The sequence below is a fragment of the Pseudomonas sp. REP124 genome (assembly GCF_020164475.1).
In the GTDB taxonomy this organism is placed as follows: domain Bacteria; phylum Pseudomonadota; class Gammaproteobacteria; order Pseudomonadales; family Pseudomonadaceae; genus Aquipseudomonas.
In genome coordinates this window covers 1-25295 of sequence record NZ_JAIQWX010000051.1, presented here as the reverse complement: position 1 = coordinate 25295, position 25295 = coordinate 1, and the positions used below count along the sequence as shown (strand labels likewise).

The following is a 25295-nucleotide window of genomic DNA, read 5'->3' as shown; positions in this document are numbered from 1 at the left end:
ATCGGTCACTCCCGTGCCTTGGCCGAAGCCAGCGGAGTCGGCGCGGTGGCAGGCATGACAGCGGCCTTGCGCAGCGCGGTGAATACTTCGTCGCGGGTACCGAGCATCTGCACACCGCCGTCGCGCAACATCAGCACCTTGTCGACGGCGCAGAGTACGTTGGGACGGTGGGAAATCAGGATGACGGTGGCGCCTCGGTTCTTGAGCTCGGCCAGCGCATCGACCAGAGCCTTTTCCCCGACGTCGTCGAGGTTGGCGTTCGGCTCGTCCAGCACAATCAGATTGGGTTCGCCGTACAGCGCGCGGGCCAAGGCGATGCGTTGTTTCTGGCCACCGGACAACGGGCTGCCATCGGTATCCAGGCGAGTGTCATAGCCGTGTGGAAAACGCAGGATCATCTCGTGCACGCCCGTGGCCTTGGCGGCACGAATGACTGCGTCGCTGTCCACTTCACCAAAGCGCGCGATGTTGTCGGCGATGGTGCCCTCGAACAGTTCTACGTCCTGTGGCAGGTAGCCGAGCCAGGGGCCGAGCTCGCTCTTGTTCCAGTTGAAGATGTCCGCACCGTCCAGGCGCACCTTGCCGGCCTGTGCCGGCCAGACACCCACCAGCAGGCGTGCGAGGGTGGATTTGCCCGAAGCGGACGGGCCGATCACCCCAAGGCTTTCGCCCGGCACGAGGCTGACGCTGACGCCACGCAGAATGGTGGTGTTGGTACCGGGGGCGCCGGCGTACACGTTCTCCACGGCCACCATGCCTTGCGGCCGTTGCAGCGACATGCTCGGTGGCCGGCGCGGAAACTCGAACAGCATGTCGTTGAGCCGGCCCCAGGCCGAACGACAGCCCAGCAATTGCTTCCAGGAGGCGATGACCTGTTCCACCGGACCCAGCGCACGGCCGGTGAGGATCGAGCAGGCAATCATCATGCCCGGGGTGATCTTGCCTTCGATGGCCAGCAACGCACCAGCACCGAGGATCAGCGACTGCAAGGTGATGCGCACGAACCGCCCGGTGCTGCTGATCAGTGCCGCGCGGTCGGAGGCCAGGGTCTGCATTTCCAGAATGCGCAGATGACTCTGGAACCAGCGCTTGCTGATCGACGGCAGCATGCCCATGGCCTCGATCACTTCGGCGTTGCGCAGGTTGTTGTTGGCATAGAGCGAAGAGGAGAGGGCGGCCTGGTTGGCTTCGGCCAGTGGCTTTTGCGTAGCCTTTTCGGTGAGATAAGCCAGCCCCATGAGAATCATCGAGCCTGCGAGCGTGAGCAGGCCAAGCAGCGGGTGAATCAGATAAGCCACGAACAGGTAAATTGGTGTCCAAGGCGCATCGAAGAATGCGAACAGGGAATTGCCGGTCACAAACTGGCGAACCTGTGAGAGATCCTGCAGGGCCTGAGCCGGATTACCGCCGGCGCGGCTCAAGTTGCGCTCGAAGGCGGCGGTGAAGATGCGTCGGTTGAGCTCCATGTCCAGGCAGTTGCCGACGCGGATCAGCACGCGGGTGCGGACCATCTCCAGCAATGACATCAGCAGGAACAGACCGATCACCAGCACGGTGAGCATCGTCAGCGTCGTCACGTTGCGACTGACCAGCGCCCGATCATAGACCTGCAGCATGTACACGGCGGGCGTGAGCATCATGATGTTGATGACGCCACTGAACGCGGCCAAAGAGAAAAAACTGCGGCGCAAACGAAAGAGCGCATCAGCCAATTCGGAGCGCGGGCTCGACTGTTTGGGCATGTCGCTCACCCCTCATCAAAACGCCAGTCATTCTTGCCGTGTAACAACTGACAGATGTCAAAAGTAATTCCTTCTCATTCAGGTCGCTCTGGCGGCGAAACTCTGAAATGCCTGCGTTGCTCCCATAAGCTGGAGCGTAGTTCCGACGTAACAGTCTGAAATATCTTTTCGCTCTAAGGTCGCTCTCAACTTTCTATATGTCTTTTGAAAACAGCTATTTGGCGTAATCGATGCCAGTCGTCAGCTTTTTCGTCAGTGAATTGACATTCCTTTGCTATAGAACTTTAGTCTTAGGTGTTGGGCGAATCATCCGCCTGATGCCTGCCATCATTCTGGCGGTGCGCGGTGGGGTGGTTTTCCCGCAGGAGCACAACATGTCGATCATTTCGTCGGTTCGCAAAGTGAAGGGACACTTCAGTACGTTCGCCTTTACTTCCCGATTCCATGGCCCGCCAGGGGCTCGTTTTCGCTTTGCCTGATCGCTGAGCGAACGCTCATTTTTCGCAAATTCCAGGTGTGTATTCCGGGTGCCCGCTGACGGCCTTCCCGCGACCGCTTTCGCCTGAAAATTGATTCAAAAACCAAAACAAAAGCCAGCACCTGACGGGCGTGAGCGGTTATTCCGTTCAGTGCCCTTTTTCCGGATACACAGAGGGAAAACAAAATGGCCAACTTCAGCAAGGCGGACCTGGAATTCATCCTCAAGCAGATCTTCATCGCCGAGGCCCATGCCAGGGGTGAAGATCTTACGGATCTGCTGCCCAACAGTCAGGTGCCGTTCGGCCTGCGAACGGTTGATGGCAGCTACAACAATTTGGTGGCCGGGCAAAGCGAGTTCGGCGCCTCGGACAATTCCTTTCTGCGTCTGCTCGATCCCCAGTATCAGTCGCCGGCATACGCCGGTACCGGCAACGTGGTCGACCCGGCGCCACGGACAATCAGTAACCTGATTGTCGACCAGACTGCCAGTAACCCCGCAGCGGTTGCAGCCAATGGCGGCGCAGCCTCGGTGATGACCCCAGGCCTGGACGGTGTGTTCGGTACTGACGACGACAAGCCAGTGTTCTTCATCCCCAACCAGTCGCCGGACGTCGGTCTGACGGCCCCTTTCAACGCGTGGATGACCTTCTTCGGCCAGTTCTTCGACCACGGTCTGGACCTGGTCACCAAGAGCAGCACCGCCATGGTGGTCGTGCCGCTGCAGCCGGACGATCCGTTGTTCGTACCAGGCAGTCCGACCAATTTCATGGTGCTGTCGCGTGCGACCAACCTGCCGGGTGCGGACGGCGTTGTCGGCACGGCCGACGACATCCGCGGGCAAACCAACACCACATCGCCCTTCGTGGATCAGAGCCAGACCTACAGCTCGCACCCTTCGCACCAGGTATTCCTGCGTGAATACATGCTCAATGCAGCGGGCGAACCCGTTGCGACCGGGCGGCTGATTACCAATCGCGACCTGGGCGACGATGGCATATTCGGCACGTCCGATGATGGCGACGCCGAAAACGGCGGCATGGCGACCTGGGCTGTGGTCAAGGCTCAGGCCCGCGACATTCTCGGTATTAACCTGACCGACGCCGATGTGCACAGGGTGCCGTTGCTGCTTACCGATGACTACGGCAACTTCATCCCCGGCGATAACGGTATGCCGCAAGTGGTGATACGTATCAGCAATGGCCCTGACGGCATCGCGGGGACCGCCGATGACGTCACACAGTTGGTCGAAGGCAACCGGGCCTCACCGATCAGCCTGGCCAGCGCCATCAGCACCGGCCATGGCTTCCTCGACGACATCGCCCACAATGCCGAGCCGGTCATCTCCGGTGGAGTTCTGCGACCCGATGGCGATACCGATGTCGGCAATGCGCAACCACCGGGCCCTGGCGGCACCAACCTGACCTACGACAACGAACTGCTCGACGCCCACTACATCGCCGGTGATGGCCGGGCCAACGAAAACATTGGCCTGACCGCCGTGCACCATGTGTTCCACTCCGAGCACAACCGGCTGGTGCAGCAAACCAAGGACACCTTGCTGGCCGCTGGCGACGTCAACTTCCTCAATGAGTGGCTGGTCGATGATGTCGCCGCCATTCCAACCACCGCAGAAGGCATCGCTGCGCTGGTGTGGGACGGCGAACGCCTGTTCCAGGCCGCCAAGTTCGGTACCGAGATGCAGTACCAGCACCTGGTGTTCGAAGAATTCGGCCGGACCATCCAGCCACAGATCGACGAATTCCTCGCGCCCAACGGCTACGACACCTCGATCAATCCTGCCATCCTCGCCGAGTTCGCCCACGTGGTGTATCGCTTCGGGCACTCGATGCTGACCGAGACCGTCGACCGCTTCGATCCCGAGTTCAATCCGCTGAGCAACGATCCGGACAATCCGCAACTGGGCCTGATCGCGGCCTTCCTCAACCCGCTGGCGTTCGCCGGCAGCGGTGCGACGGCGGATGAAGCCGCAGGCGCGATTATTCGCGGTGTGACCCGACAGGTCGGTAACGAGATCGACGAGTTCGTCACCGAGGCATTGCGCAACAACCTGCTGGGTCTGCCACTCGACCTGCCGGCCCTGAACATTGCCCGCGGTCGCGATACCGGTATTCCCACGCTGAACGAGGCTCGCCGCGAGTTCTTTGAAATGACCGGCGACAGCCAACTCAAGCCGTACATCAGTTGGGTTGACCTGCTGGAACACCTCAAGCACCCCGAATCGCTGGTCAACTTCATTGCAGCCTACGGTAACCACGCGGCATTGAATGCCGCCGATGTGGATACCGTGCTCGAGATGCGGGCGGTTGCCGTTGCCCTGGTGTTTGGTGGCAGCGCGGTGATCAACGCCGGTCTTCCCGGTGAGCGCATCTTCACAGCCAATGAAGAGGATCGCCTGGCGTTCCTCAACAGCACGGGTAGCTACGCCATGGTCAATGGCGTCACCACCACCGGCGTCGATGACATCGACCTGTGGGTCGGTGGTCTGGCCGAAGAGAAAATGCCGTTCGGCGGCATGCTCGGCTCGACCTTCAACTTCGTGTTCGAAACCCAGATGGAAGCCCTGCAGAACGGCGACCGGTTCTACTACCTGTCACGTACCGCAGGCATGGACTTCGGCGCCGAGCTCGAGAACAACTCGTTCGCCAAGTTGATCATGCTCAACACCGATGTCGCCCACCTGTCGAACACCGTGTTCCTGACGCCAACCTTTACCCTCGAAGTCGATCAGACCAGGCAATACACTGGATTGGGCACAGATGGCCGAGCCGATCCAACGGGCGGCCTGGAAATCAACGGCGTGGAAATCGTGCCGCTGGTGATCCGCGACAACCCCGATACCGTCGGCACTGACACCAACTTCCTGCACTACACCGGTGAAGACCATGTCGTACTCGGCGGAACCGCCGAGGATGACATCATCATCTCCGGCGACGGCGACGACACTCTCTACGGTGACGAGGGCAACGACCGCCTCGAAGGCGGTGCCGGTAACGATGCGGTACTCGGTGGCGACGGCGATGACATCATCACCGACTCGTTAGGTGACAACCGTCTGGAGGGTAATGGCGGTAACGATGTGATCATCGCTGGCGCCATGCTTGCCGGGGGCAACCTGATCCTGGGTGGCGACGGGCAGGACTTCATCATCACTACAGAAGATATCTCCACCACCTTCGGTGGCAAGGGTGATGACTTCATTCTCGGCGCCAAGACCAACCTGCCACCGACCGGTAACGAAGGTGATGACTGGATCGAGAAGGGCACCCAGGACGGTGCGCCTGGCGATAACTTTGCGCCGTTGCTTGGTGATGAGGTGATCGGCAATGACATCTTCGTCGGCGGCGGTGGCTTCGACGAAATGATCGGCGAGGGTGGCGATGACATCTTTGTCGGCAGCGATGCCCAGGACAAGATGGAGGGCATGTCCGGTTTCGACTGGGTGACGTACAAGAATGACAAGGTCGGCGTGACCGTCGACCTGAGCCTGGCCGCGCTGGCGCAGCCCCATGGCAACGCGCCAAACCAGAACGCCGGCGTGTTCAATCCGGTCGGCGCCTCGCCGGCCTCGATCCTCGACCGGTTTGCCGAGGTCGAAGGGGTATCCGGTTCGCAGTTCGGCGACGTGCTCAAGGGTGATGACGTGGATGCGGTCACCATCCTCAACCACGGAGGCACGACGGGAAGCGCGCTGACTAACGTGGATCTGATCCGCGGACTGGAGCAGTTCCTGGCCGAAGCCAATCTGCCTACCACAGGTTTTGCCACCGGCAACATTCTGTTGGGTGGCAATGGCAGCGACCTGATCGAGGGGCGTGGTGGCGATGACCTGATCGATGGTGACAAATGGCTCAATGTCAGGATTGCGGTCTATAACGTTGGCGACGTCGACCATACAGGGCCAGAGATCGGCTCGTTCGACAGCATGGTCGACATGATTCCGTTCATGCTCAACGGCTCTATCAACCCCGGTCAGCTCAAGGCCGTGCGGGAGATCCTTCCAGGTACTTCGACGGGAGGGGCGGCATTCGACACCGCCATTTTCTCCGGGAATGAAGACGAGTATGTGGTGACGGTTGATAACAACAACACGGCCAATACGGCGGATGATGTGTGGACGGTGGTCGATACCGTCGCAGGCCGCGACGGCACTGACACCCTGCTGCATATCGAGCGCCTGCAATTCGCTGATGGTCAGCGAGACCTGGCAGCGGGCAATGCAAGTCCGGTCGGCAGACCAGTCATCACGGACGCAAACAGCGGTGCGATCACAGTGGGCGACATGCTGACGGTCAGCGTCGCCGGAGTGACCGACGCCAACAACCCTGGTGGCAGTCTCAACAGCTCCTCGGTCTCCTACTATTGGCAGTTTGAGGCCGATCCGGGCAGCGGCGTGTTCGAGGACATCATCCTGCTCCCAGCTGGTGACCTGGCGTTCCAGAGCGCCGATGGCACTTCGTTCAAGGTCTCACCGGACCTTGCCGGGTTGTCGTTGCGGGTCAAGGCGATCTACCAGGATGGCCATGGCACTACTGAAATGGTGTTCTCGCAACCCACTGCTGCGGTAGTGCCCGGCGCGCCGGTCGTGCCCACCGCGCAGACGCCTGTGGTCGATGCCACCGCGGGGGGCGAAGGGCTGCACATGGTGCGTTCCGACCTCAACTTCATCCTCGCGCAAATCAAGATTGCCGAGGCTGATGCGGCGGGTGCGGACATGCTTTCGCTGCTGCCGAACATCCGCGCGCCGCTGGGCCTGCGCACGGTCGACGGATCGAATAACAACCTGTTGAACCTCAATGGCAACAACCACACCGAATACGGTGCTGCCGATAACCTGTTCCCGCGCATCAGCGATCCGGTGCTCAACCCGGCGGAGCAGGGAACCTCGTACACGCAAAACAGCGGACTTGTCGTTGACTCGCAGCCGCGCACCATCAGTAACCTGATCGTCGATCAGACGTCGAACAACCCGGCGGCTTATGCCACGGCGTACGACCCGGGTGTGGACGGTGTGCTCAACTTCGGCATACCGAACAACACTCCAGGTAACGACGATGTACTCAAGGACGGCGTACGAATCGTCGCCAGCCCTGGCCTGGATGGTCAGTTCGGAACAGCCGACGATCACGATGTGTATCTGTTCGAGAACACCGCAGCGGATGCCGGCTTGTCCGCGCCGTTCAACGCCTGGATGACGTTCTTCGGGCAGTTCTTCGATCATGGTCTGGACCTGGTCACCAAAGGCGGATCGGGCACTGTGTTCATCCCGTTGCAACCGGATGATCCGCTATTCGTGCCAGGCAGCCCGACCAACTTCATGGTGCTGACTCGCGCGACCAACCAGCCGGGCGCCGACGGTATTCTGGGTACGACCGACGACATTCATGAGCACACCAACACCACCTCGCCGTTCGTGGACCAGAACCAGACTTACAGCTCGCATCCGTCGCACCAGGTGTTCCTGCGTGGTTATGTGCTGACCAATGATGGACCGATCGCGACCGGGCAGTTGATCACCAACCGTGATCTGGGAACGGATGGCAAGTTCGGTGGCGGCGACGATACGGAGATTGGCGGTATGGCCACCTGGAAAGTGGTCAAGGCGCAGGCCCGTGACGTACTGGGTATCAACCTGACCGATGCCGATGTCGATAACGTGCCTTTGATTGCGACCGATGCCTACGGTAATTTCCTCCCTGGCCCGACCGGCAAGGTTCAAGTGGTGATGAAGGGGGCCGACGGCATTGGTGGTACTGCCGATGACGTGCTGGTCGAAGGCAACCCGCTTGCCCCGATCGACCTGACCAACGCTGTGCGCACCGGCCATCAGTTCCTGGCTGACATCGCCCACAATGCCGTGCCGGTCATCACCGGCGGGGTACTGCAGGCTGATGGCGACGTTCTTGTAGGCAACTCGCAGCCAACGGGCCCAGGCGGTAACAATCTGACCTACGACAACGAACTGCTGGATGCGCACTACATCGCCGGCGACGGCCGGGTCAACGAAAACATCGGCCTGACCGCAGTGCATGCGATCTTCCACGCCGAGCACAACCGTCTGGTCGCTCAGACCAAGGACACCGTGCTCGATTCGGGCGACGTGGCCTTCCTCAACGAGTGGCTGCTCAATCCGGTGGCTGCGATGCCGGTCAACCAGGCCCAGATCGATGCGCTGGTGTGGAATGGCGAACGTCTATTCCAGGCTGCCAAGTTCGGTACCGAGATGCAGTACCAACACCTGGTATTCGAGGAGTTCGCGCGAACCATCTCGCCCAACGTCGACCTGTTCTTCGCACCGACCCAGGTCTACGACGTCGACCTCGACCCTTCGATCGTCGCCGAGTTTGCCCATACCGTGTACCGGTTTGGTCACTCGATGCTGACCGAGACTGTCGATCGGCTGGACGTGAATTTCAACGTGATAAGCGATCCCAACGGTACAGACCCCGATCAGCAACTTGGCCTGATCGCGGCGTTCCTCAACCCGCTGGCCTATGCCGCCAGTGGCGTGACGCCAGAGGACGCGACCAGCGCAATCGTGCGTGGTGTGACGCGCCAGGCCGGTAACGAAATCGACGAGTTCGTGACCGAGGCGTTGCGCAACAACCTTTTGGGCCTGCCACTCGATCTGCCGGCGATCAACATCGCCCGTGGCCGCGACGTGGGGATTCCTTCGCTCAACGCGTTCCGCCGCGACATCTACAACCAGACCGGCGATACCCAGATGAAGCCGTACACCAACTGGGTCGACCTGTTGCAACACCTAAAGCATCCGGAGTCGCTGATCAACTTCATCGCGGCCTATGGCACCCACAGCACGATCACCGGGGCGACCACCCTGGAAGCCAAGCGCGCTGCCGCCATGGCACTGGTGTTCGGTGGTACGGGAGCGCCAGCTGACCGCCTGGACTTCCTTAACGGCACCGGTGCAACCTGGGGCAACGTGACGCGTGCCGGCAAGGATGGAGTGCTGGGCACCGCCGACGATCTCCATGGGGTGACAGTGACGGGTGTCGATGCCATCGACATGTGGATTGGCGGCCTGGCCGAAGAGAAAACGCCGTTTGGCGGCATGCTCGGCTCGACCTTCAACTTCGTGTTCGAGAACCAGCTGGAAAAACTCCAGGACGGCGACCGCTTCTACTACCTGGAACGGACCTCCGGGCTGTCGATGAACGCGGAACTGGAAAGCAACTCGTTCGCCAAGCTGATCATGGCCAATACCTCGGCCACGCACTTGCCGGGCCTGGTGTTCTCCGACCCCGGGTACTACCTGGAAGTCGATCAAAGCAAGCAGTTCAACGAAGGCCTGGCCAACGCCGACCCGCTCAGCGAAAACAACCAGCAGGTTGTGTTCCGCGATAATCCACTGACGGCTGGACCGGATACCAACTACATCCGCTACACCGGCGATCAGCACATCGTGCTGGGTGGTACCAACAATGCCGACATCCTCATCGCCGGTGAAGGCGACGACACGGTCTGGGGCGATGGCGGCAACGATCGGATCGAGGGTGGCGACGGCAACGACCAGCTGCGTGGCGGTGCCGGCGACGACATCATCACCGACGCGGGCGGCGACGATAACATCCAGGGCGGCGACGGCAACGACGTGCTCCACGGTGGTAACGGCGTCAACCTGATCATTGGCGGTTTCGGCAACGACTTCATCGTCACCGGTGAAGACGCCTCCGAAGCGATCGGCGGCCAGGGCAACGACTTCATCCTGGGCAGCAAGGCCAACGAACAGGACATGGGTAACGAAGGCGACGACTGGATCGAGAAGGGCACCTCCGACGGTGCGCCTGGCGACAACTTCGATCCGTTGGGCAACGACCCGATCATCGGCAACGATGTCTTCATCGGCGGCAACGAGAACGACAAGTTCAACGGTGAAGGCGGCGACGACATCATGGTCGGCAGCCTGGGCTTCGGCGACCGCTACATTGGCGGCTCGGGCTATGACTGGGCAACCTTCAAGGACCTGGCCCAGGGCGTGAGCATCGATTTCACCGATCGCTTCTTCGATGTACCGAAGGTGCCGGGATCGGGAGCCTCGGCGCTGGTTCGGTTCGACATCATGGAAGGTCTGTCGGGCTCGTCCCACGGTGACTTCCTGCGCGGCGACAACGAGGACTCGACAACGCTGCCGGGTGCCGGCGCGAACGGCAGTGTGTTGACCAACATCAGCCTGATCAATGGGCTGTCGAGCCTGCTGCCAGCCGGCGCGACGTTCTTCGATGGCGGCAACATCATCCTCGGTGGCAGCGGCAGCGACCTGATCGAAGGTCGCGGCGGTGACGACATCATCGACGGTGACAAGTGGCTGAACGTACGCATCAGCGTGCGTGCGAACATCGATGGCACAGGTCCCGAGATCGCCTCGTTCAACAGCATGGAGCCGATGGTGCCGCTGATGCTCAACGGTACCTACAACCCTGGTCAGCTGGTGATCGTGCGGGAGATCCTGAACGGCAATGATCGCTACGACACGGCGGTGTACTCCGGTCTTGCCGATGAGTACAACGTTCGGATCGAGGGCAACACGGTCATCGTCACCGACACGGTCGTCGGGCGTGACGGCGAGGATCGTCTGACCGGCATCGAACGGTTGCAGTTCTCCGACCGTGCGGTGGCCTCTGGCGTCGGTACGGCTGCCAACGCGGGCCCATCGGGTCACCTGGCAATTCTCGACGATGCCACCGGGGTGCGTGACGATACGCCGGTTTCGGGCCAGCTGTTGCGAGTCAGCAATCTGCAGGTCCGCGATCTGGACAACGTCTCGGCGACCAATGCGACCGGTGCAGTGACCGGTCCCGTGGCCTACTACTGGCAGGTTGAAGCCATTGCCGGGTCAGGCGTTTACGAGGACATCACCGTTGTCGCCGCCGGCGAAGCATCGCGGGCGACCGGCACCACCTTCCGCGTGACGGATGATGAAGCGGGCCTGAACATCCGCGTCCGCGCGGTGTATCAGGATGCCAAGGGCACGCTGGAGATCGTCGATTCCACGGCTAACAGCGCAGCATCGGCACCACCGGTCGTCACCGGTGTCGCGACGCAGAACCAGGTGTTGACCGTCAATCCGGCAACCATCGTCGACGTGGATGGCCTGAGCAATCCTCAGTTCACCTTCCAGTGGCAGATGACCAACGGCGTGACCTTCGTCAACATCCCCGGCGCCACCGGTACCACGCTCACCCTCGGCCAGGCTCAGGTCGGGAACCAGGTGCGGGTGGTGGTCAGCTACGTGGACAACTTCGGTGTGCACGAGACTGTGCCGTCCGATGCGACCGATCCTGTGGCCAACGTCAACGATGCACCGACAGGTCTGCCGCTGATCAGTGACACCACGCCGGATCAAGGCCAAGTGCTTACTGCGGTGACCACAGGCATTGCCGATGTCGATGGGCTGGGTACTTTCAGCTATCAATGGCAACAGGGTACTGGCACGTCCTTCACCAACATCGCCGGGGCAACTGCTGCGACCTTCACCCCCGGTACGGCGCAGGGCAACCTGCAACTGCGGGTGATCGTGCGCTACACCGACGGCTTCGGCACGCTGGAAACGCTGACCTCTGCGGCTACTGCGGCGGTGGTGATACCAACCGGCGTGGTGCTGACCGGCACCAACGCGGCGAACGTCCTCACCGGCGGTGCAGGCGCGGACGTGATACTTGGACTTGGCGGTGCGGATACGCTCAATGGCCTGGGCGGTAACGACCAGCTGTTTGGTGGTAACGGCGCCGACATCCTCAACGGGGGAGACGACAACGACACCCTCAATGGTGAGGATGGCGCCGACACTCTCAATGGTGGTCTGGGTGCGGATGTGATGAACGGTGGTGACGGCAACGACACCTACGTGGTCGACAACGTCGGCGACATCGTCAACGAAGCCGCCAATAACGGTACCGATCTGGTGCAAACCACTCTGACGAGCTACCTGCTCGGTGCCAACGTCGAGAACCTGACCTACACCGGCACCGGCAATTTCACCGGCACCGGTAACGCTCTGGCCAACACCATCACCGGCGGGGTCGGCAATGACCTGCTCAACGGCGGTGTGGGGGCCGACAGGATGGTGGGCCTGGCCGGCAACGATACCTACGTCGTCGATAACAACGGCGACGTGGTGGTCGAAGCGACGGGTGGCGGTGTGGATACCGTGCAGACGGCGCTGGGCAACTACTCGTTGAACAACAACGTCGAGAACCTGCTCTACACCGGCGCCGGCAACTTCGTCGGTACAGGCAACGGCTCGAACAACGCCATTACCTCCGGAGCGGGCAATGACACCCTCAACGGCGGTGGTGGCGACGACATCCTCACCGGCAACGGTGGCAGCGACACCCTCAACGGCGACGGCGGCAACGACCAGCTGTTGGGCGGTCTCGGCATCGATGTCCTCAACGGCGGCGCGGGTGACGACACCCTCGACGGCGGTGACGGCGACGACGCCTTGAACGGTGGCGCAGGCAACGACTCGCTGCTGGGTGGGCTGGGCAACGACAACCTGGACGGCGGTAACGGCAACGACACCCTCGACGGTGGTGCCGGCAACGACACCGTGCTCGGCGGTGTCGGCGACGATACCTTGCTGGGTGGCATCGGCAATGACTTCATCGACGGCGGAGCCGGCAACGATACAGTCACTGGTGGTGCGGGGAACGACACGATGGTTGCCAGTACCGGCAACGACATCTTCAGGTTCTCCGCAGGCTTCGGAACCGATCAGATCATCGGCTTCGACGCCAACCCGGCAGGCGGCCAGGACCGGCTCGACATCACGGGCCTGAACATCACCGCGGCAACCTTTGCCGCCAACGTCACCGTCACCGATGTCGGTGCCGATACGCTGCTCAGCTTCGCGGGAGCAACGGACACCATTCGACTGGTGGGCGTGGGTGATGCGACGACCGTGAATGCAACGGACTTCATTCTGGCAACGTGAGGGGTTGATCGGTCCTGTTAGGGCAGGTAGATGAAAGAAGAAGGGAGGGCATTGGATGCTCTCCCTTTTTTATTGGGACTTGATGTCTGTGCGAAGTAGCAGCGTTCTCTAGACCAACGTCTGGCCAAGGTACATGCGGTGTGTCGCTTCGATCTCGTTGATCATCCTCGGTGCAACACCTGCTGCCTCAGCGATTGGCCGCCAGCGCTTCACCGCAGTGCAGACCTCTTTGATGATGGCGTGCGCATCGATGCCCCGGACTTGCCTGGCCACGGCTTCCAGGTCTGCAAGTTCAAATTTGTCGCGCTTTCCATTCACGGTCATCTGGTGCGTCTCTACCCAGAAATTGCCGGGCAGGTACGACCATGAAATATCGTAGGCGGGGGAGAGTGACCATGTGCCTTCCTGGTCCATCAGGAAGCTGGTGTTCTTTGTGTGATCGTCCTGGTTTCGGGCAACCAGGTTGAACACCATCCGACGATAGAACTCGACAGCTTCCTTGCGTGATAACCCGAGCTCTCTCATTACCCCAAAGGCTTGCTCGTACGAATAGCCGCCAGGCTGCTTGTAGTCGGCGTGGTCGAGAGCACAGAGGGTGGCCATGTGGATTTTGTCGCCGTCGTCAGTGCGGTCAAAGCGCTTGGTCAGGAAGTGTGCACGGCCACCTTCCTGCAGCAGTTCACACGGGTTCATGGTGATGCCGGCTTCTTTGGCCATGAGCGAATAGGCGTATTCAATGCGGCCATAGCCTTGGGAGTCGGCGAGGACGTCAGTGTTTTTGGCGACATCAAACTTCAGAAGCCAGTAGGTAAAACCCTTCGGCGCCTTGACCTGCCCGGAGCGGATCTCGCCGGCAGCGTTCATTGTGATGACCGCCTTTGCCCGGGCTCCGCCGGCACTGGTGCCAACCTGGATCAAGCGTTGAAGCGCGTCATCATCGACATCGGGGTCATGCTTTGCGAGGCGCTCAGCCAGGCTTTCCCGTTGAGAAAGCACTTCACTGGCGAGCTCGACCAGCGCATCGATCTGAAAGCGCTCACTGGCTTTGGCCGCGCCATCCAGGGCTGGCTGGTACTCCAACCCACCCATTGCACGTGCGCCCTGATACAACACGCGTTCGACCGGGGTGAAAGTCGATTTGTCTCGACCTTCTTTAGCCAGCCAGGCGTCGATCAGTGCGTTACCGAAATCGTCCGGCAAGGAGTCCGCGAGAATGGCCGGAAGCCCTTTGTAGGTGTCCCGATTCAGGCTTGGAAAGGCGTAGGTTTGATTCGCCGCCAGCGGCATATGGATGGGGGAGATTTCGATACCCGTCCTGACGAACTCGGGGTCGTACTCGAACAGGCCCAGTTGAGTGTTCTCGTCCCAAAGCAGACCACCCACAAACATTTCGTACAGATACACCTTCGCAGTGATCACCAATGAACCTCCTTCTTACGCGTTTTTCCCTTGGGTGACGAAACTGCCGTGCTCTCGTCCGAGCCCTTGTCCGACGTGCGGGCAGTGCGGGTGCCGGTGGCGCGCATGCGTTGCGATCCTGCCATCTTGATCACCTGCAATGGGCTTGGCCGAACGGGTTGGACAAGCGAGTTCACTCGCTCTAACTCTCCAATGGCGCGCAGAACGGCGACCAGATTCACCAGGGTGCCTTTCCCATGCAGGATGTTGATCAGGGTTTGGCGGCTGATCCCGGCTTCTTCAGCCACCTGTTCCTGGCTCAGATTTTTTTTGAGGCGCAGCTCCTGAAGCAGCGCGCCAATGGTGCTGGCAATGGCATCGTCAGTCATGGCTTGGAGGCGCATAGTGTCTAGATTCCTTGGCTAAGGGTGATTTATTACGTTTCTTTGTATTTAAAGTTAGACGCTATCGATGATTTTAGTGGGAGAAAGCAAGTAAGGGTTAAATGTATAGAAAACTAGTCATTAAGCAGAAAAATCTGGTTTTGAGTATAGATTTTTAGGCTTTAATAATTGATGACGATTTAAGCCCAGTCTTGTGCTTTGAGGAAAGAAAATCCTGAGACCTCTGCGTAGGCGCTGGCAGTTGTTAATTATAAATCTGCTTAATACTTTGCATAATAAATAGAAAATTGACTAATCATCCCCCCGGAACAAAAAATCCTCCCCACACCGCGCCGCCAGAGCGCCCTGATTCGCCGTTTCTCTCCTGCCAGAAAAATAACCAAAGGAGCCCGACCCATGAAGCCTCAAGCTTCGTCCCAGCCGCGCCGTGCGGCAGCCGCTGCCTTCATCGGCACGATGATCGAGTGGTACGACTTTTACATTTACGCCACCGCCGCCGCGCTGGTGTTCGGTGCGCTGTTCTTTCCTTCAGACGACCCGTTATTCAGCACCATGGCCGCGTTCGGCACCTTTGCCGTGGGTTTTTTTGCACGGCCGTTGGGCGGGATTGTCTTTGGGCATATCGGCGACCGTATCGGGCGCAAGAAGTCGTTGATCATCACGCTGTTGATGATGGGCGTGGTCACCGTGTGCATCGGCTTGCTGCCGACTTACGCGCAGATCGGCGCCACCGCGCCGGTGCTGCTGATCCTGCTGCGCGTCGTCCAGGGCATCGCCGTGGGTGGAGAGTGGGGCGGGGCGGTGTTGATGGCCGGTGAGCATGCGCCGAAAGGTCGACGCAATTTCTTCGCCTCGTTCGCGCAACTGGGCAGCCCGGCGGGTTTGATCCTGTCGCTGCTGGCGTTCAGCGCCGTCACCCGGTTGCCGGAAGAGGACCTGATGAGCTGGGGCTGGCGCCTGCCGTTCCTCGCCAGTTCGCTGTTGCTGCTGGTGGGCCTGGCGATTCGCCTGGGAGTCAATGAGTCGCCGGAATTCCTCGCCAGCCGCGAGCAGGCGATCAAGAACACCCGCAAGGAGCAGGCGCCGGTCATGGAAGTGCTGCGCATCGCGTGGCGTCCGCTGCTGCTTTGCATCGGTGCCAATACTCTGGGTATCGCCGGGGTGTATTTCACCAACACCTTCATGATTGCCTACACCACCCAGCAACTGGCGCTGCCGCGTTCGCTGATCCTTGAGTGTCTGTTCTTCGTCGCGATAATTCAGTTCTGCATCCAGCCGCTGGCGGCGTGGATTGCCGAGAAAATCGGTGCGACCCGCTTCCTGTGCCTGGTGTCGCTGTTGGCCATGGCCTCGCCGTACCCGATGTTCGTGCTGGTGAGCTCGGCCCAGGCGCCGCTGATCATCCTCGGCATCGCTTTGGCGGTGGTGTGCATGGCGTCCTTCTATGCGGTGATCGCCGGCTATGTGAGCGGCATGTTCGAAACCCGGGTGCGCTACACCGCGATCTCCCTGGCCTATCAGATTTGCGGCGCGGTGGCCGGTGGCCTGACGCCGCTGATCGGCACGATGCTGGCGCACAAGTTCGCCGGCCAGTGGTGGCCGATGGCGGTGTTCTACAGCCTGATCGCCGCGACTTCGCTGATTTGTGTCCTGTCCCTTGCCCGTCGCCATGCCAGTGCTGAACGCATGGAAATGGCCAACGCTTGATCAACCGTTTTCTGGAGAAACCCATGTTGAAAATTAATGGCGAACGCCTGTGGGCGAGTCTGATGGCGATGGCGGAAATCGGTGCCACCGCCCGTGGCGGCAGCTGCCGTCTGGCTCTGAGCGACGAGGACAAAGCCGGTCGCGAATTGTTTGCCCACTGGTGCCGCGAAGCCGGCATGACCCTGAGCGTGGATGCGATCGGCAACCTGTTCGCTCGTCGCGAAGGCACCGACCCGGATGCCGCGCCGGTGATGATGGGCAGCCACCTCGACACCCAGCCCGAAGGCGGGCGCTTCGATGGCGTTTACGGCGTGCTGGCCGGTCTTGAAGTGGTGCGTTGCCTCAACGATCTGGGCATCCAGACCCGCAAGCCGCTGGAAGTGGCGGTGTGGACCAACGAGGAAGGCGCACGCTTCACCCCGGCGATGTTCGGCTCGGCGGTTTTCACCGGAATCATGGATCTGGACGCCGCGCTGGCGGTGCGCGATGCCGACGGCATCAGCGTCGCCGAGGCCTTGCAGCGTTGCGGTTATGAAGGTGAACGTCCGCTGGGTGGTGAGGTGGACGCGTACTTCGAGGCGCATATCGAGCAGGGGCCGATTCTGGAGGACAACGCCAAGAGCATCGGCGTGGTCAGCGGCGGCCAGGCGATTCGCTGGCTGGACGTGCGCGTCGAAGGCATGGCTGCCCACGCCGGCACCACGCCCATGCCACTGCGCAAGGATGCCCTCTACGGCGTGGCGCGGATGATTCAGGCCATCGAAGGCCTGGCCACCGATTTCGCCCCCGAAGGCCTGACCACCGTGGGCGAGTTGAGCATCAACAAGTCCTCGCGCAACACCATTCCCGGGTTGGTGAACTTCACCGTCGATTTACGGCATCACCGTGATGACGCCATCGAGGCCATGGAGCAACAGGTGCGCGCACGGCTGCAGGCCATAGCTGACGGTCGCGATCTGAAACTGACAATCACCCCGCACTGGATCAGCCCGGCCACGCCGTTCGACGCCGAATGCGTGGCGGCGGTACAGCAGGCGGTGGATGGCCTGGGCTACGCTCAGCAATCGATCGTCAGCGGCGCGGGGCATGATGCGATTCACCTGGCGCGCTACTGCCCGACGGCGATGGTGTTCATTCCGTGTGTGGGTGGGTTGAGTCATAACGAGGCTGAGGATGTGTTGCCGGAGGATGTGCGGCAGGGGACGGATGTGTTGTTGAACGCGGTGTTATCGCGAGCAAACAACTGATTCATCTGCCACTGCTTACCCAGGGGCACTGAATTTCTGTGGTGTTGTGAAACCTGTGGTGAGGGGATTTATCCCCGTTCGGCTGCGCAGCAGTCGTAGAACCATACAACTCATATGTCTGATAAACCGCGAGTTCAGGTTTTGGGGCTGCTCCGCAGCCCAACGGGGATAAATCCCCTCACCACAAGTTTTGTATCTCCACAGGATTACTAAGCAACACAGGATTTTGTGTTTAACGCACTTTTTTAACTGACGGGAACCAACCCCATGCGCAGTTTTTTCCACCCAGAACAATTGCTCCACCACCCACGCAGCTACTACTCCCGCGGCCAGATGCGCACTCCTCAGGAAGTCCCCGAGCGCGCGCAGCGTCTGGTCCAGGCCTCGCACTCGCTGGGTTTTTCCGTCGAGCAACCCACCGATGCCGGTCTTGATCCACTATTGGCCGTCCACGGCGCGCCCTACCTGGCGTTCCTCCAGGAAGCCCACCAACGCTGGAAGGAAATCCCCGAAGACTGGGGCGACGAAGTCATGTCCAACATCTTCGTCCGCGAGCCCAACGCCCTGCGTGGCATCCTCGCCCAGGCCGCCCGTTACCTGGCCGACGGCAGTTGCCCGGTGGGCGAGCAGACCTGGCGCTCGGCCTACTGGTCGGCGCAGAGCGCGATTGCCGGCGCTCAAGCTTTGCTCGATGGCGAACCTGCCGCCTACGCCCTGTGCCGTCCACCGGGACATCACGCCCGGGGCGAAGCCGCGGGTGGCTTCTGTTACGTGAACAACGCGGCGGTGGCAGCCCAGGTATTGCGTGGCAAATTCGACAGGGTGGCGGTGCTCGACACCGACATGCACCACGGCCAGGGCATCCAGGAAATTTTCTACGACCGCGACGACGTGCTCTATGTCTCGGTGCACGGCGATCCGACCAACTTCTACCCGGGGGTCGCCGGCTTCAACGATGAGCGCGGCGTCGGCGCAGGCGAGGGCTTCAACCTCAATCTGCCGATGGCCCACGGTGCCAGCGAGGCGGATTTCCTCGGGCAACTGGACGTGGCCTTGCAGGCCGTGACCGATTTCGGTGCCGAGGTGCTGGTGTTGTCGTTGGGCTTCGACATCTATGAACTCGATCCGCAGAGCAAGGTGGCGGTGACCCGTGAAGGCTTTGCCGAGCTGGGCGAGCGGATCCGCAGCCTTGGGCTGCCATGCCTGATCGTGCAGGAGGGGGGGTATCACCTGGAGAGTCTGGAGGACAATGCGCGGGCGTTTTTTGTGGGGCCTGAGGTGTGGAAGCTCTGATTCTTCAGCGTCTGTGAGGGCCTCATCGCGGGCAAGCCCGCTCCCACAGTGTCCAGTGTCGTACACAATAATTGTGTTCAACAAGGAAACCTGTGGGAGCGGGCTTGCCCGCGATGAACGATGACTCGATCCACCTGCCGAAACACAAGCGCTCTACGGCACTTGCCAGCCCCCTGACGTTAACGTCAAGATGCTTCAGGGCGCCGATACATGAAGGCGCAGGGCGGACGACCCGGAGCGCTTGATGACGCTGATAAAAACAAACTCCCCCAAACTGCACCGCGAAGCCCGGCTGGCCCGGGAAAAACTGCACCTTGAAGGCGAAGTGCCGGACGGCGTGCTGCGGGCGGAAATCGATGCTTCCTGGCGACGCAGCCTCAGCCACGGTGTGCATTTCAACGCCAAGCACGAGCTGGCGCTGGAATCCGGCGCCAGCCTCGACGTGCTGCTGAACAATAACCGTCTGCTGATCGACGCCGCCTTGCCCTCCATCGATTACCTGGCCGAACGCCAGGGCAAGGAAGGGCTGATCATCCTCGCCAACTCCGACGCCACGATCCTCGCCGTCGAAGGCCGCGCCGACCGCCTCAAGGGCAGCGGCCTGCAAGACATCACCCTCGGCGCCTGCTGGAGCGAAGCCGCCCGCGGCACCAACGCCCTGGGCACCGCGCTGGTGGAAGCCCGACCAACCCTGATCGATTGCGGCGAACATTACCTGGATCGCCTCAGTGATTTTTCCTGCACCTCGGTGCCGATCCATTGCCCCCAGGGCGACATCCTCGGTGTGCTCGACCTGACCCGCGAAGGCCCATTGGGACGCGCCCACGACAGCACCGCACTGCTGGCCATGGCAGTCAGCCAGATCGAAAGTCGGGTGTTCAACGCCAGTTACCCCGACGAAATCGTCCTGGCCTTCCACAGCCGTCGCCAATACCTCGAATCCCCTTGGCAAGGCCTGCTGGCGGTGAGCCTCGGCGGGCAGATACTTGCCGTCAGCGCCCAGGCTTGTCAGTTGCTGCATGCCGAGCGCTCGGCGCTGGTGGGCCGGCGCTGCGAAGAGTTTCTCGGCGTCGATGGCCTGCAATTGCTGGCGCGCCTGCATCAGGGCGGTGCCGGCAGCCTGCAGACCGCCAAGGGCGAGTTCTTCTATAAAACCCTGCGCGCGCCGCAGCGTGCCCTCAACATCGGTACGCCACCGCGCACGCCGGCCAAACCTGCCAAAATAGTGCAACCGGACCTCGAATCCCTGGCCGGCAGCAACGAGCGTTATGCCCGTGCCCTGCGCATGGCCCGCCAGGGCCTGGCCAATCAGTTGCCGGTGTTGCTGCTGGGGGAAACCGGGACCGGCAAGGAAGTCATCGCCCGCGCCCTGCACATGGCCGGCAGCCGCTGCGACAAACCCTTCGTCGCGGTGAACTGCGCGGCGATTCCCGAAGGCCTGATCGAGTCGGAACTGTTCGGCTACCGCGAAGGCGCGTTCACCGGTTCGCGCCGGGGCGGCATGGTCGGGCGCCTGCAACAGGCCCACGGCGGCACGCTGTTCCTCGATGAAATCGGCGACATGCCCCTGGCCCTGCAAGCCCGCCTGCTGCGCGTGTTGCAGGACCGCAAGGTCGCGCCGTTGGGCGCCGGCGAAGAGCAGGACATCGACGTCGCCCTGATCTGCGCCACCCACCGCGACCTCAAGCGCCTGGTGGAAGACAAGCACTTCCGCGAAGACCTGTTCTATCGGGTCAACGGCATCAGCGTGATGCTCCCGGCCCTGCGCGAGCGTGAGGACTTCAGCGCACTGGTCGGCCGCCTGCTGACCCGGCTCGAAGCGCCGACCGTGGTGCTGCATGACGACCTCAGCCGCCTGCTCGGCAACTACCACTGGCCGGGCAACATCCGCCAGTTGGAGATGGTCCTGCGCACCGCGCTGGCCATGCGCGAAGCGGGGGAGACCGTGCTGACCCTGGATCACCTGCCCGACAGCATGCTCGACGAGTTGACCGCCACCGAGCGGCCGCAGTCCGGCAGCATCCGCGAGAACGAACTGGAGATGATCCGTCAGTCTCTGGACAACCATCAGGGCAATGTCTCGGCCGCCGCCGACGCCCTGGGCATCAGCCGCGCGACCCTGTATCGCAAGCTCAAACAGTTGCGTTCGTGATGCGCCGCCTGATCGTTCGGCTGATCGACAGCCAGAACCCTGAAGCCCTGCACGCCTCGTTGCAGTGGCTGTACGGTTTCGTGCGTCCGCATCGGCTGGCGATTGCCGGCTTGCTCGGGCTTTCGGTGTGCGCCTCGGCGCTGGTGCTGGTGCAGCCATGGCTGACCAAGCTGTTGATCGACGATGGCCTGCTGGCGCGCAATTTCTCGATGCTGGTGCTGATCGCCGGGCTGATGATCGTCGCCGGCTTGCTCGGCACGGCGCTGTCGGGGATCAACCGCTACCTGCACACGCGCCTGTCCGGGCGCATGCTGTTCGCCCTGCGCGATGATCTCTACCGCCACTTGCAGACCCTGTCGCCGAGCTTCTACGGCCAGCGGCGCATCGGCGATCTGATGTCGCGCCTGGACGGCGACGTCGCGGAGATCCAGCGCTTCGCCGTGGACTCGCTGTTCTCGGCGGTGTCCAGCGTGATCGGCCTGGTCGTGGCCGTGGCGATGTTGCTGACCCTGTCCTGGAAACTGTCACTGCTGGCGCTGGTGCTGATTCCCCTCGACGTGCTCTGGCTGCGCTGGATGCGGCGCAAGGTCGAGCGCGACGTGCGGCAGCTGCGCGAGCGCTCGGCGGACATGTCGTCGTTCATGGTCGAGACCCTGCCGGTGATGAAATTCATCCAGTCCGCCGGCCAGCAACAGCGCGAGGCGCGGCGCCTGGAAAGCCTGGGGCAGGGCTACATGAGCCAGTTGCTGCGCCTGCAAGTCACCGAATTTTTCACCCAGGCGGTGCCCGGCACCCTGACGTCGCTGTCCCGGGCCTGCGCCTTCCTGATCGGCGGTTACTGGGTGGTGCAGGGCACCTGGCAACTGGGGGCGCTGATCGCGTTTTCCACCTATCTGGGCATGGCGGTCGGCCCCGTTCAAAGTTTGCTCGGACTGTATGTGGCGATTCAGCGCATGACCGTCAGCCTCGGGCGGGTGATGGAATTGCGCGGCGAGCAGCCGACCGTACTCAGCCCTGACATGCCCCAGCCGATGCCCGGGTCCGGCGAGCTGCGTTTCGAGGATGTGCACTTCAGCCATCCCGGTCGCTCGACCACCTTGCGCGGGATCGAGGCGCGGATTCCCTACGGTCTGAAAGTCGCCCTGAGCGGCGGCTCCGGCGTCGGCAAATCGACCCTGATCGACCTGCTGCAACGTCACCACGACCCGCAATCCGGGCGGGTGCTGCTGGGGGAGGTGGATGTTCGCGAGCTGGATCTGTTCCAGTTGCGTCGACGCATTGCTGTGGTCAGCCAGGACATCGTGCTGTTTCGCGGCAGCCTGGCCGACAACCTTGCCTACGCGGTGCCCGATGCCAGTCGCGAAGCGATTGCCGAAGTGGCGCGCATGGCCCAGCTCGACAGCTTGATCGCCTCCTTGCCCGAAGGCCTCGACAGCCCGTTGGGCGAGCGCGGCCAGCAGTTGTCCGGCGGACAGAAACAGCGCATCGCCATTGCCCGCGCGCTGTTGCAGGACCCCTTGATCCTGGTGCTCGACGAAGCCACTTCGGCGGTGGATGAAGTCACCGAGCGCGAAGTGATCGAGGCCATCGACCGGCTGTTTGCCGGGCGCACGCGGATCCTTATCAGTCACCGTCCCTCGACCCTGGCCGATGCCGACCTGCGCTTTGAATTGCTCGACGGCGTGCTGATTTCAAAGACGGTGCTGCATGAAGCCTGAGTTGCGCATCGGCGTGGTGGACAGCGGACATTCGGCGGCGCAGCGGGTGCAGGTGATGGCCGGGCGGCGTTTTTCGCTGGTGGAGGACGGGCTGGCCGAAAGCGATTTGCGCGACGATCCGCTGGGCCACGGCAGCGCGGTGATCGAAGCCATCGGCCGGCGTGCGCCATCGGCACTGTTTTGCGTGGCCCAGGTGTTCGACCAGCGGGGCGTGACCAGCGCCCTGCAAATCGCTACGGCGATCGACTGGCTGGTGGCGCAGGACGTGCGCCTGATCAACCTCAGCCTCGGATTACGCCAGGATCGCAGCCTGTTGCGGGCGGCCTGTGCGGCGGCGGTGGAACGCGGGGTGCTGCTTTGCGCATCGAGCCCGGCCCAGGGCGAAGGCGTGTACCCGGCGAATTATCCACAGGTGCTGCGGGTCACGGGCGATGCGCGCTGTGCCGAACTCGAATGGTCCTGGCTCAACAGCGCCCAGGCGGATTTCGCCGCCTGCGTGCACGGCACTTATCCAGGGCAGTCCGGGGCGAGCCTGGGGTGCGCGGCGTTGAGCGGGCACATCGCGGCGTTCCTGGTGGAGCAGCCCGGGGCGAGTAATCAACAGGTCATCGACTATCTGCGGGACAACGCCCGTTATCGCGGCCCCGAACGGCGCTACGGACCATGACACGCATTGTGATTCTCGGCGCGGGACCGGCGGGCGCGGCGGTGGCCTTGGGCTTGCGGCGTCTGGGCTATGCGGTGACGCTGATCAGCGAATGGCGGCGCTTTGCCGCGCTGGAAGGGGTTTCCCAACGAGTGCTGGAAGCGCTGCGCGGAGCAGGGCTGCATCACGGGCTGGCGCAGGCGATCCTGCCGTCGCAGCGACAGGTCAACTGGAACGGCCAGCAGCACGCGCAGAACATCGAGTTTCTGCTGGATCGCCCGACCTTCGATCGCGGCCTGCGCGAAGACCTGCGCGAGGCCGGGGTCGAGCTGATCGAGGGCCGGGTGCTGTCGGTGCACAGTGCGGCGACAGAACATCGAATCGACATCAACGGACGCGAGCCGTTGATCGCCGACTTCCTGGTGGAAGCGCGCGGGCGCCAGGCGCCGGCCCTCGGCAAAGGCCGGCGCGGGCCGGAAACGGTCAGCCTGCTCAATCGCTGGCAAGCCACGCCGGGCATCACTGCCAGCGCCGTGGAAAGCCTCGCGGACGGCTGGGCCTGGATGGCGCGGCGGGCCGACGGCCAGTGTTATTGGCAATGGACCGTGGACGTGGCCAGCGCCGAACTGCCGGGCAAGGCGCAACTGCTCGACTACTGCCGGCAACGGCGTCAGACATCTGAACTGGCTCAAGAATTTTTCGGCGGCGAACCCGAAGTCGACCTGCAACTGCACGCCCGTAGCAGCACCGCGATCCTCAGCCCCCAGGTGTGCGGCGAACACTGGATTCGCGTCGGCGATGCGGCCATGGCGGTCGACCCGCTGTCGGGCAATGGCATCTTTCAATCGCTGTCTTCGGCGCTGCAGGCGCCGACGGTGATCAACACCCTGCTGCGCAAACCCGAGCGCACCGCACTGGCCCAGCGTTTTCATCAGCAGCGGGTGGAGCAGCTGTTCCTGCGCTTCGCAAGGATTGGCCGGGACTTCTATGCCGATGAGCAGCGCTGGCAGGCCTTGCCGTTCTGGCAGGCGCGGCGGCAATGGCCGGACGCCGAAGTCGCCCACGCCAAGCCTGATTTCCAGGCGCTGCGCATCGAACGGGCGCCAGTATTGCGCGATGGGTTCGTCGATGAGGCCGAGGTGGTGATCACGGCGGATCAGCCGTTGGGGATCTGGCATGTGCAGGGGGTTGAGCTGGCGCCGTTGGTGAGGCGATTGCGCAGTGAGCCGGCGGGGGAGGTGTTGGCGGGGTTGTCGGTGGAGCAGGGGCGGATGGTCAGGAGTTGGTTGTTGGCTCAAGGTTTCAAACCCTGATTTGCACTGCCCCTCACAGTGCGACTTTGCGAAGTCAAAAACTGCTCTGGTTGTACTAGTCATCGGGCTGATGACTTATAGCCACCGTGTGCAAGAAGTTGCGCACTCAAACTGTGGATAAGCCTGTGGGCACATTTCTGCATGCCAAGCTGCCCGTTCTGTACAGACGAGTGCGCAAGAAGTTGCCAGGCACTGCGCAACTTCTTGCGCACTTTTAGGGGTA

Annotated in this window: 12 protein-coding genes; 9 read left to right on the top strand and 3 right to left on the bottom strand. The window is 61.9% G+C overall.

Annotated features, from left to right (window positions below; translation table 11 throughout):
- Positions 1-5: 5 nt before the first annotated feature.
- Positions 6-1742: a type I secretion system permease/ATPase gene (locus K9857_RS14560; RefSeq protein WP_224536875.1), complete on the bottom strand. Its 1737-nt coding sequence runs from the start codon at positions 1740-1742 to the stop codon at positions 6-8.
- A 230-nt stretch (positions 1743-1972) separates the two neighbouring features.
- Between K9857_RS14560 and K9857_RS14555 the strand changes: the two genes are divergently transcribed.
- Together K9857_RS14555 and K9857_RS14550 are read left to right on the top strand one after the other, a co-directional pair.
- Positions 1973-2221, top strand: coding sequence for a hypothetical protein (locus tag K9857_RS14555; protein WP_224536874.1), 249 nt, complete (start codon positions 1973-1975; stop codon positions 2219-2221).
- Positions 2222-2406: 185 nt separating this feature from the next.
- Entirely contained in the window at positions 2407-13194 is a 10788-nt protein-coding gene (locus tag K9857_RS14550) for a peroxidase family protein (protein WP_224536871.1), read from the top strand.
- A 108-nt stretch (positions 13195-13302) separates the two neighbouring features.
- Here K9857_RS14550 and K9857_RS14545 read toward each other — a convergent pair whose 3' ends face one another.
- Positions 13303-14616: a type II toxin-antitoxin system HipA family toxin gene (locus K9857_RS14545; RefSeq protein ID WP_263487871.1), complete on the bottom strand. Its 1314-nt coding sequence runs from the start codon at positions 14614-14616 to the stop codon at positions 13303-13305.
- Entirely contained in the window at positions 14610-14996 is a 387-nt protein-coding gene (locus K9857_RS14540) for a helix-turn-helix transcriptional regulator (protein WP_224536867.1), read from the bottom strand. Before K9857_RS14540 ends, K9857_RS14545 begins: the two co-directional genes overlap by 7 nt.
- A 396-nt stretch (positions 14997-15392) precedes the next feature.
- Here K9857_RS14540 and K9857_RS14535 point away from each other — a divergent pair, with 396 nt between their 5' ends.
- The 7 genes from K9857_RS14535 to K9857_RS14505 all read left to right on the top strand — a co-directional run bounded on the left by K9857_RS14535 (position 15393) and on the right by K9857_RS14505 (position 25072).
- The gene (locus tag K9857_RS14535; RefSeq protein ID WP_224536865.1) at positions 15393-16703 is read left to right on the top strand and encodes an MFS transporter; all 1311 of its coding nucleotides are present in this window, start codon (positions 15393-15395) and stop codon (positions 16701-16703) included.
- A gap of 23 nt (positions 16704-16726) precedes the next feature.
- A complete protein-coding gene (locus tag K9857_RS14530; RefSeq protein ID WP_224536862.1) occupies positions 16727-17950 on the top strand; it encodes a Zn-dependent hydrolase in 1224 nt (407 codons plus the stop codon).
- Between the two features lie 267 nt (positions 17951-18217).
- Positions 18218-19243 carry a histone deacetylase family protein gene (locus tag K9857_RS14525; RefSeq protein WP_224536858.1) on the top strand — a complete coding sequence of 342 codons (1026 nt, stop codon included), beginning with the start codon at positions 18218-18220 and terminating at the stop codon, positions 19241-19243.
- 244 nt (positions 19244-19487) lie between these two features.
- A complete protein-coding gene (locus K9857_RS14520; protein WP_224536856.1) occupies positions 19488-21395 on the top strand; it encodes a sigma-54-dependent Fis family transcriptional regulator in 1908 nt (635 codons plus the stop codon).
- The gene (locus K9857_RS14515; protein WP_224536854.1) at positions 21395-23113 is read left to right on the top strand and encodes an ABC transporter ATP-binding protein; all 1719 of its coding nucleotides are present in this window, start codon (positions 21395-21397) and stop codon (positions 23111-23113) included. Before K9857_RS14520 ends, K9857_RS14515 begins: the two co-directional genes overlap by 1 nt.
- The gene (locus K9857_RS14510) at positions 23103-23780 is read left to right on the top strand and encodes a S8 family serine peptidase (protein ID WP_224536851.1); all 678 of its coding nucleotides are present in this window, start codon (positions 23103-23105) and stop codon (positions 23778-23780) included. Before K9857_RS14515 ends, K9857_RS14510 begins: the two co-directional genes overlap by 11 nt.
- The gene (locus K9857_RS14505) at positions 23777-25072 is read left to right on the top strand and encodes an NAD(P)/FAD-dependent oxidoreductase (RefSeq protein ID WP_224536850.1); all 1296 of its coding nucleotides are present in this window, start codon (positions 23777-23779) and stop codon (positions 25070-25072) included. Before K9857_RS14510 ends, K9857_RS14505 begins: the two co-directional genes overlap by 4 nt.
- The last annotated feature ends 223 nt before the right edge of the window (positions 25073-25295 follow it).

Bases quoted from the DNA above. Each gene is read 5' to 3' on its own strand.
- K9857_RS14560 (WP_224536875.1), bottom strand. From the start codon at position 1,742: ATGCCCAAACAGTCGAGCCCGCGCTCCGAATTGGCTGATGCGCTCTTT.
- K9857_RS14555 (WP_224536874.1), top strand. From the start codon at position 1,973: ATGCCAGTCGTCAGCTTTTTCGTCAGTGAATTGACATTCCTTTGCTAT.
- K9857_RS14550 (WP_224536871.1), top strand. From the start codon at position 2,407: ATGGCCAACTTCAGCAAGGCGGACCTGGAATTCATCCTCAAGCAGATC.
- K9857_RS14540 (WP_224536867.1), bottom strand. From the start codon at position 14,996: ATGCGCCTCCAAGCCATGACTGACGATGCCATTGCCAGCACCATTGGC.
- K9857_RS14535 (WP_224536865.1), top strand. From the start codon at position 15,393: ATGAAGCCTCAAGCTTCGTCCCAGCCGCGCCGTGCGGCAGCCGCTGCC.
- K9857_RS14530 (WP_224536862.1), top strand. From the start codon at position 16,727: ATGTTGAAAATTAATGGCGAACGCCTGTGGGCGAGTCTGATGGCGATG.
- K9857_RS14525 (WP_224536858.1), top strand. From the start codon at position 18,218: ATGCGCAGTTTTTTCCACCCAGAACAATTGCTCCACCACCCACGCAGC.
- K9857_RS14520 (WP_224536856.1), top strand. From the start codon at position 19,488: ATGACGCTGATAAAAACAAACTCCCCCAAACTGCACCGCGAAGCCCGG.
- K9857_RS14515 (WP_224536854.1), top strand. From the start codon at position 21,395: ATGCGCCGCCTGATCGTTCGGCTGATCGACAGCCAGAACCCTGAAGCC.
- K9857_RS14510 (WP_224536851.1), top strand. From the start codon at position 23,103: ATGAAGCCTGAGTTGCGCATCGGCGTGGTGGACAGCGGACATTCGGCG.
- K9857_RS14505 (WP_224536850.1), top strand. From the start codon at position 23,777: ATGACACGCATTGTGATTCTCGGCGCGGGACCGGCGGGCGCGGCGGTG.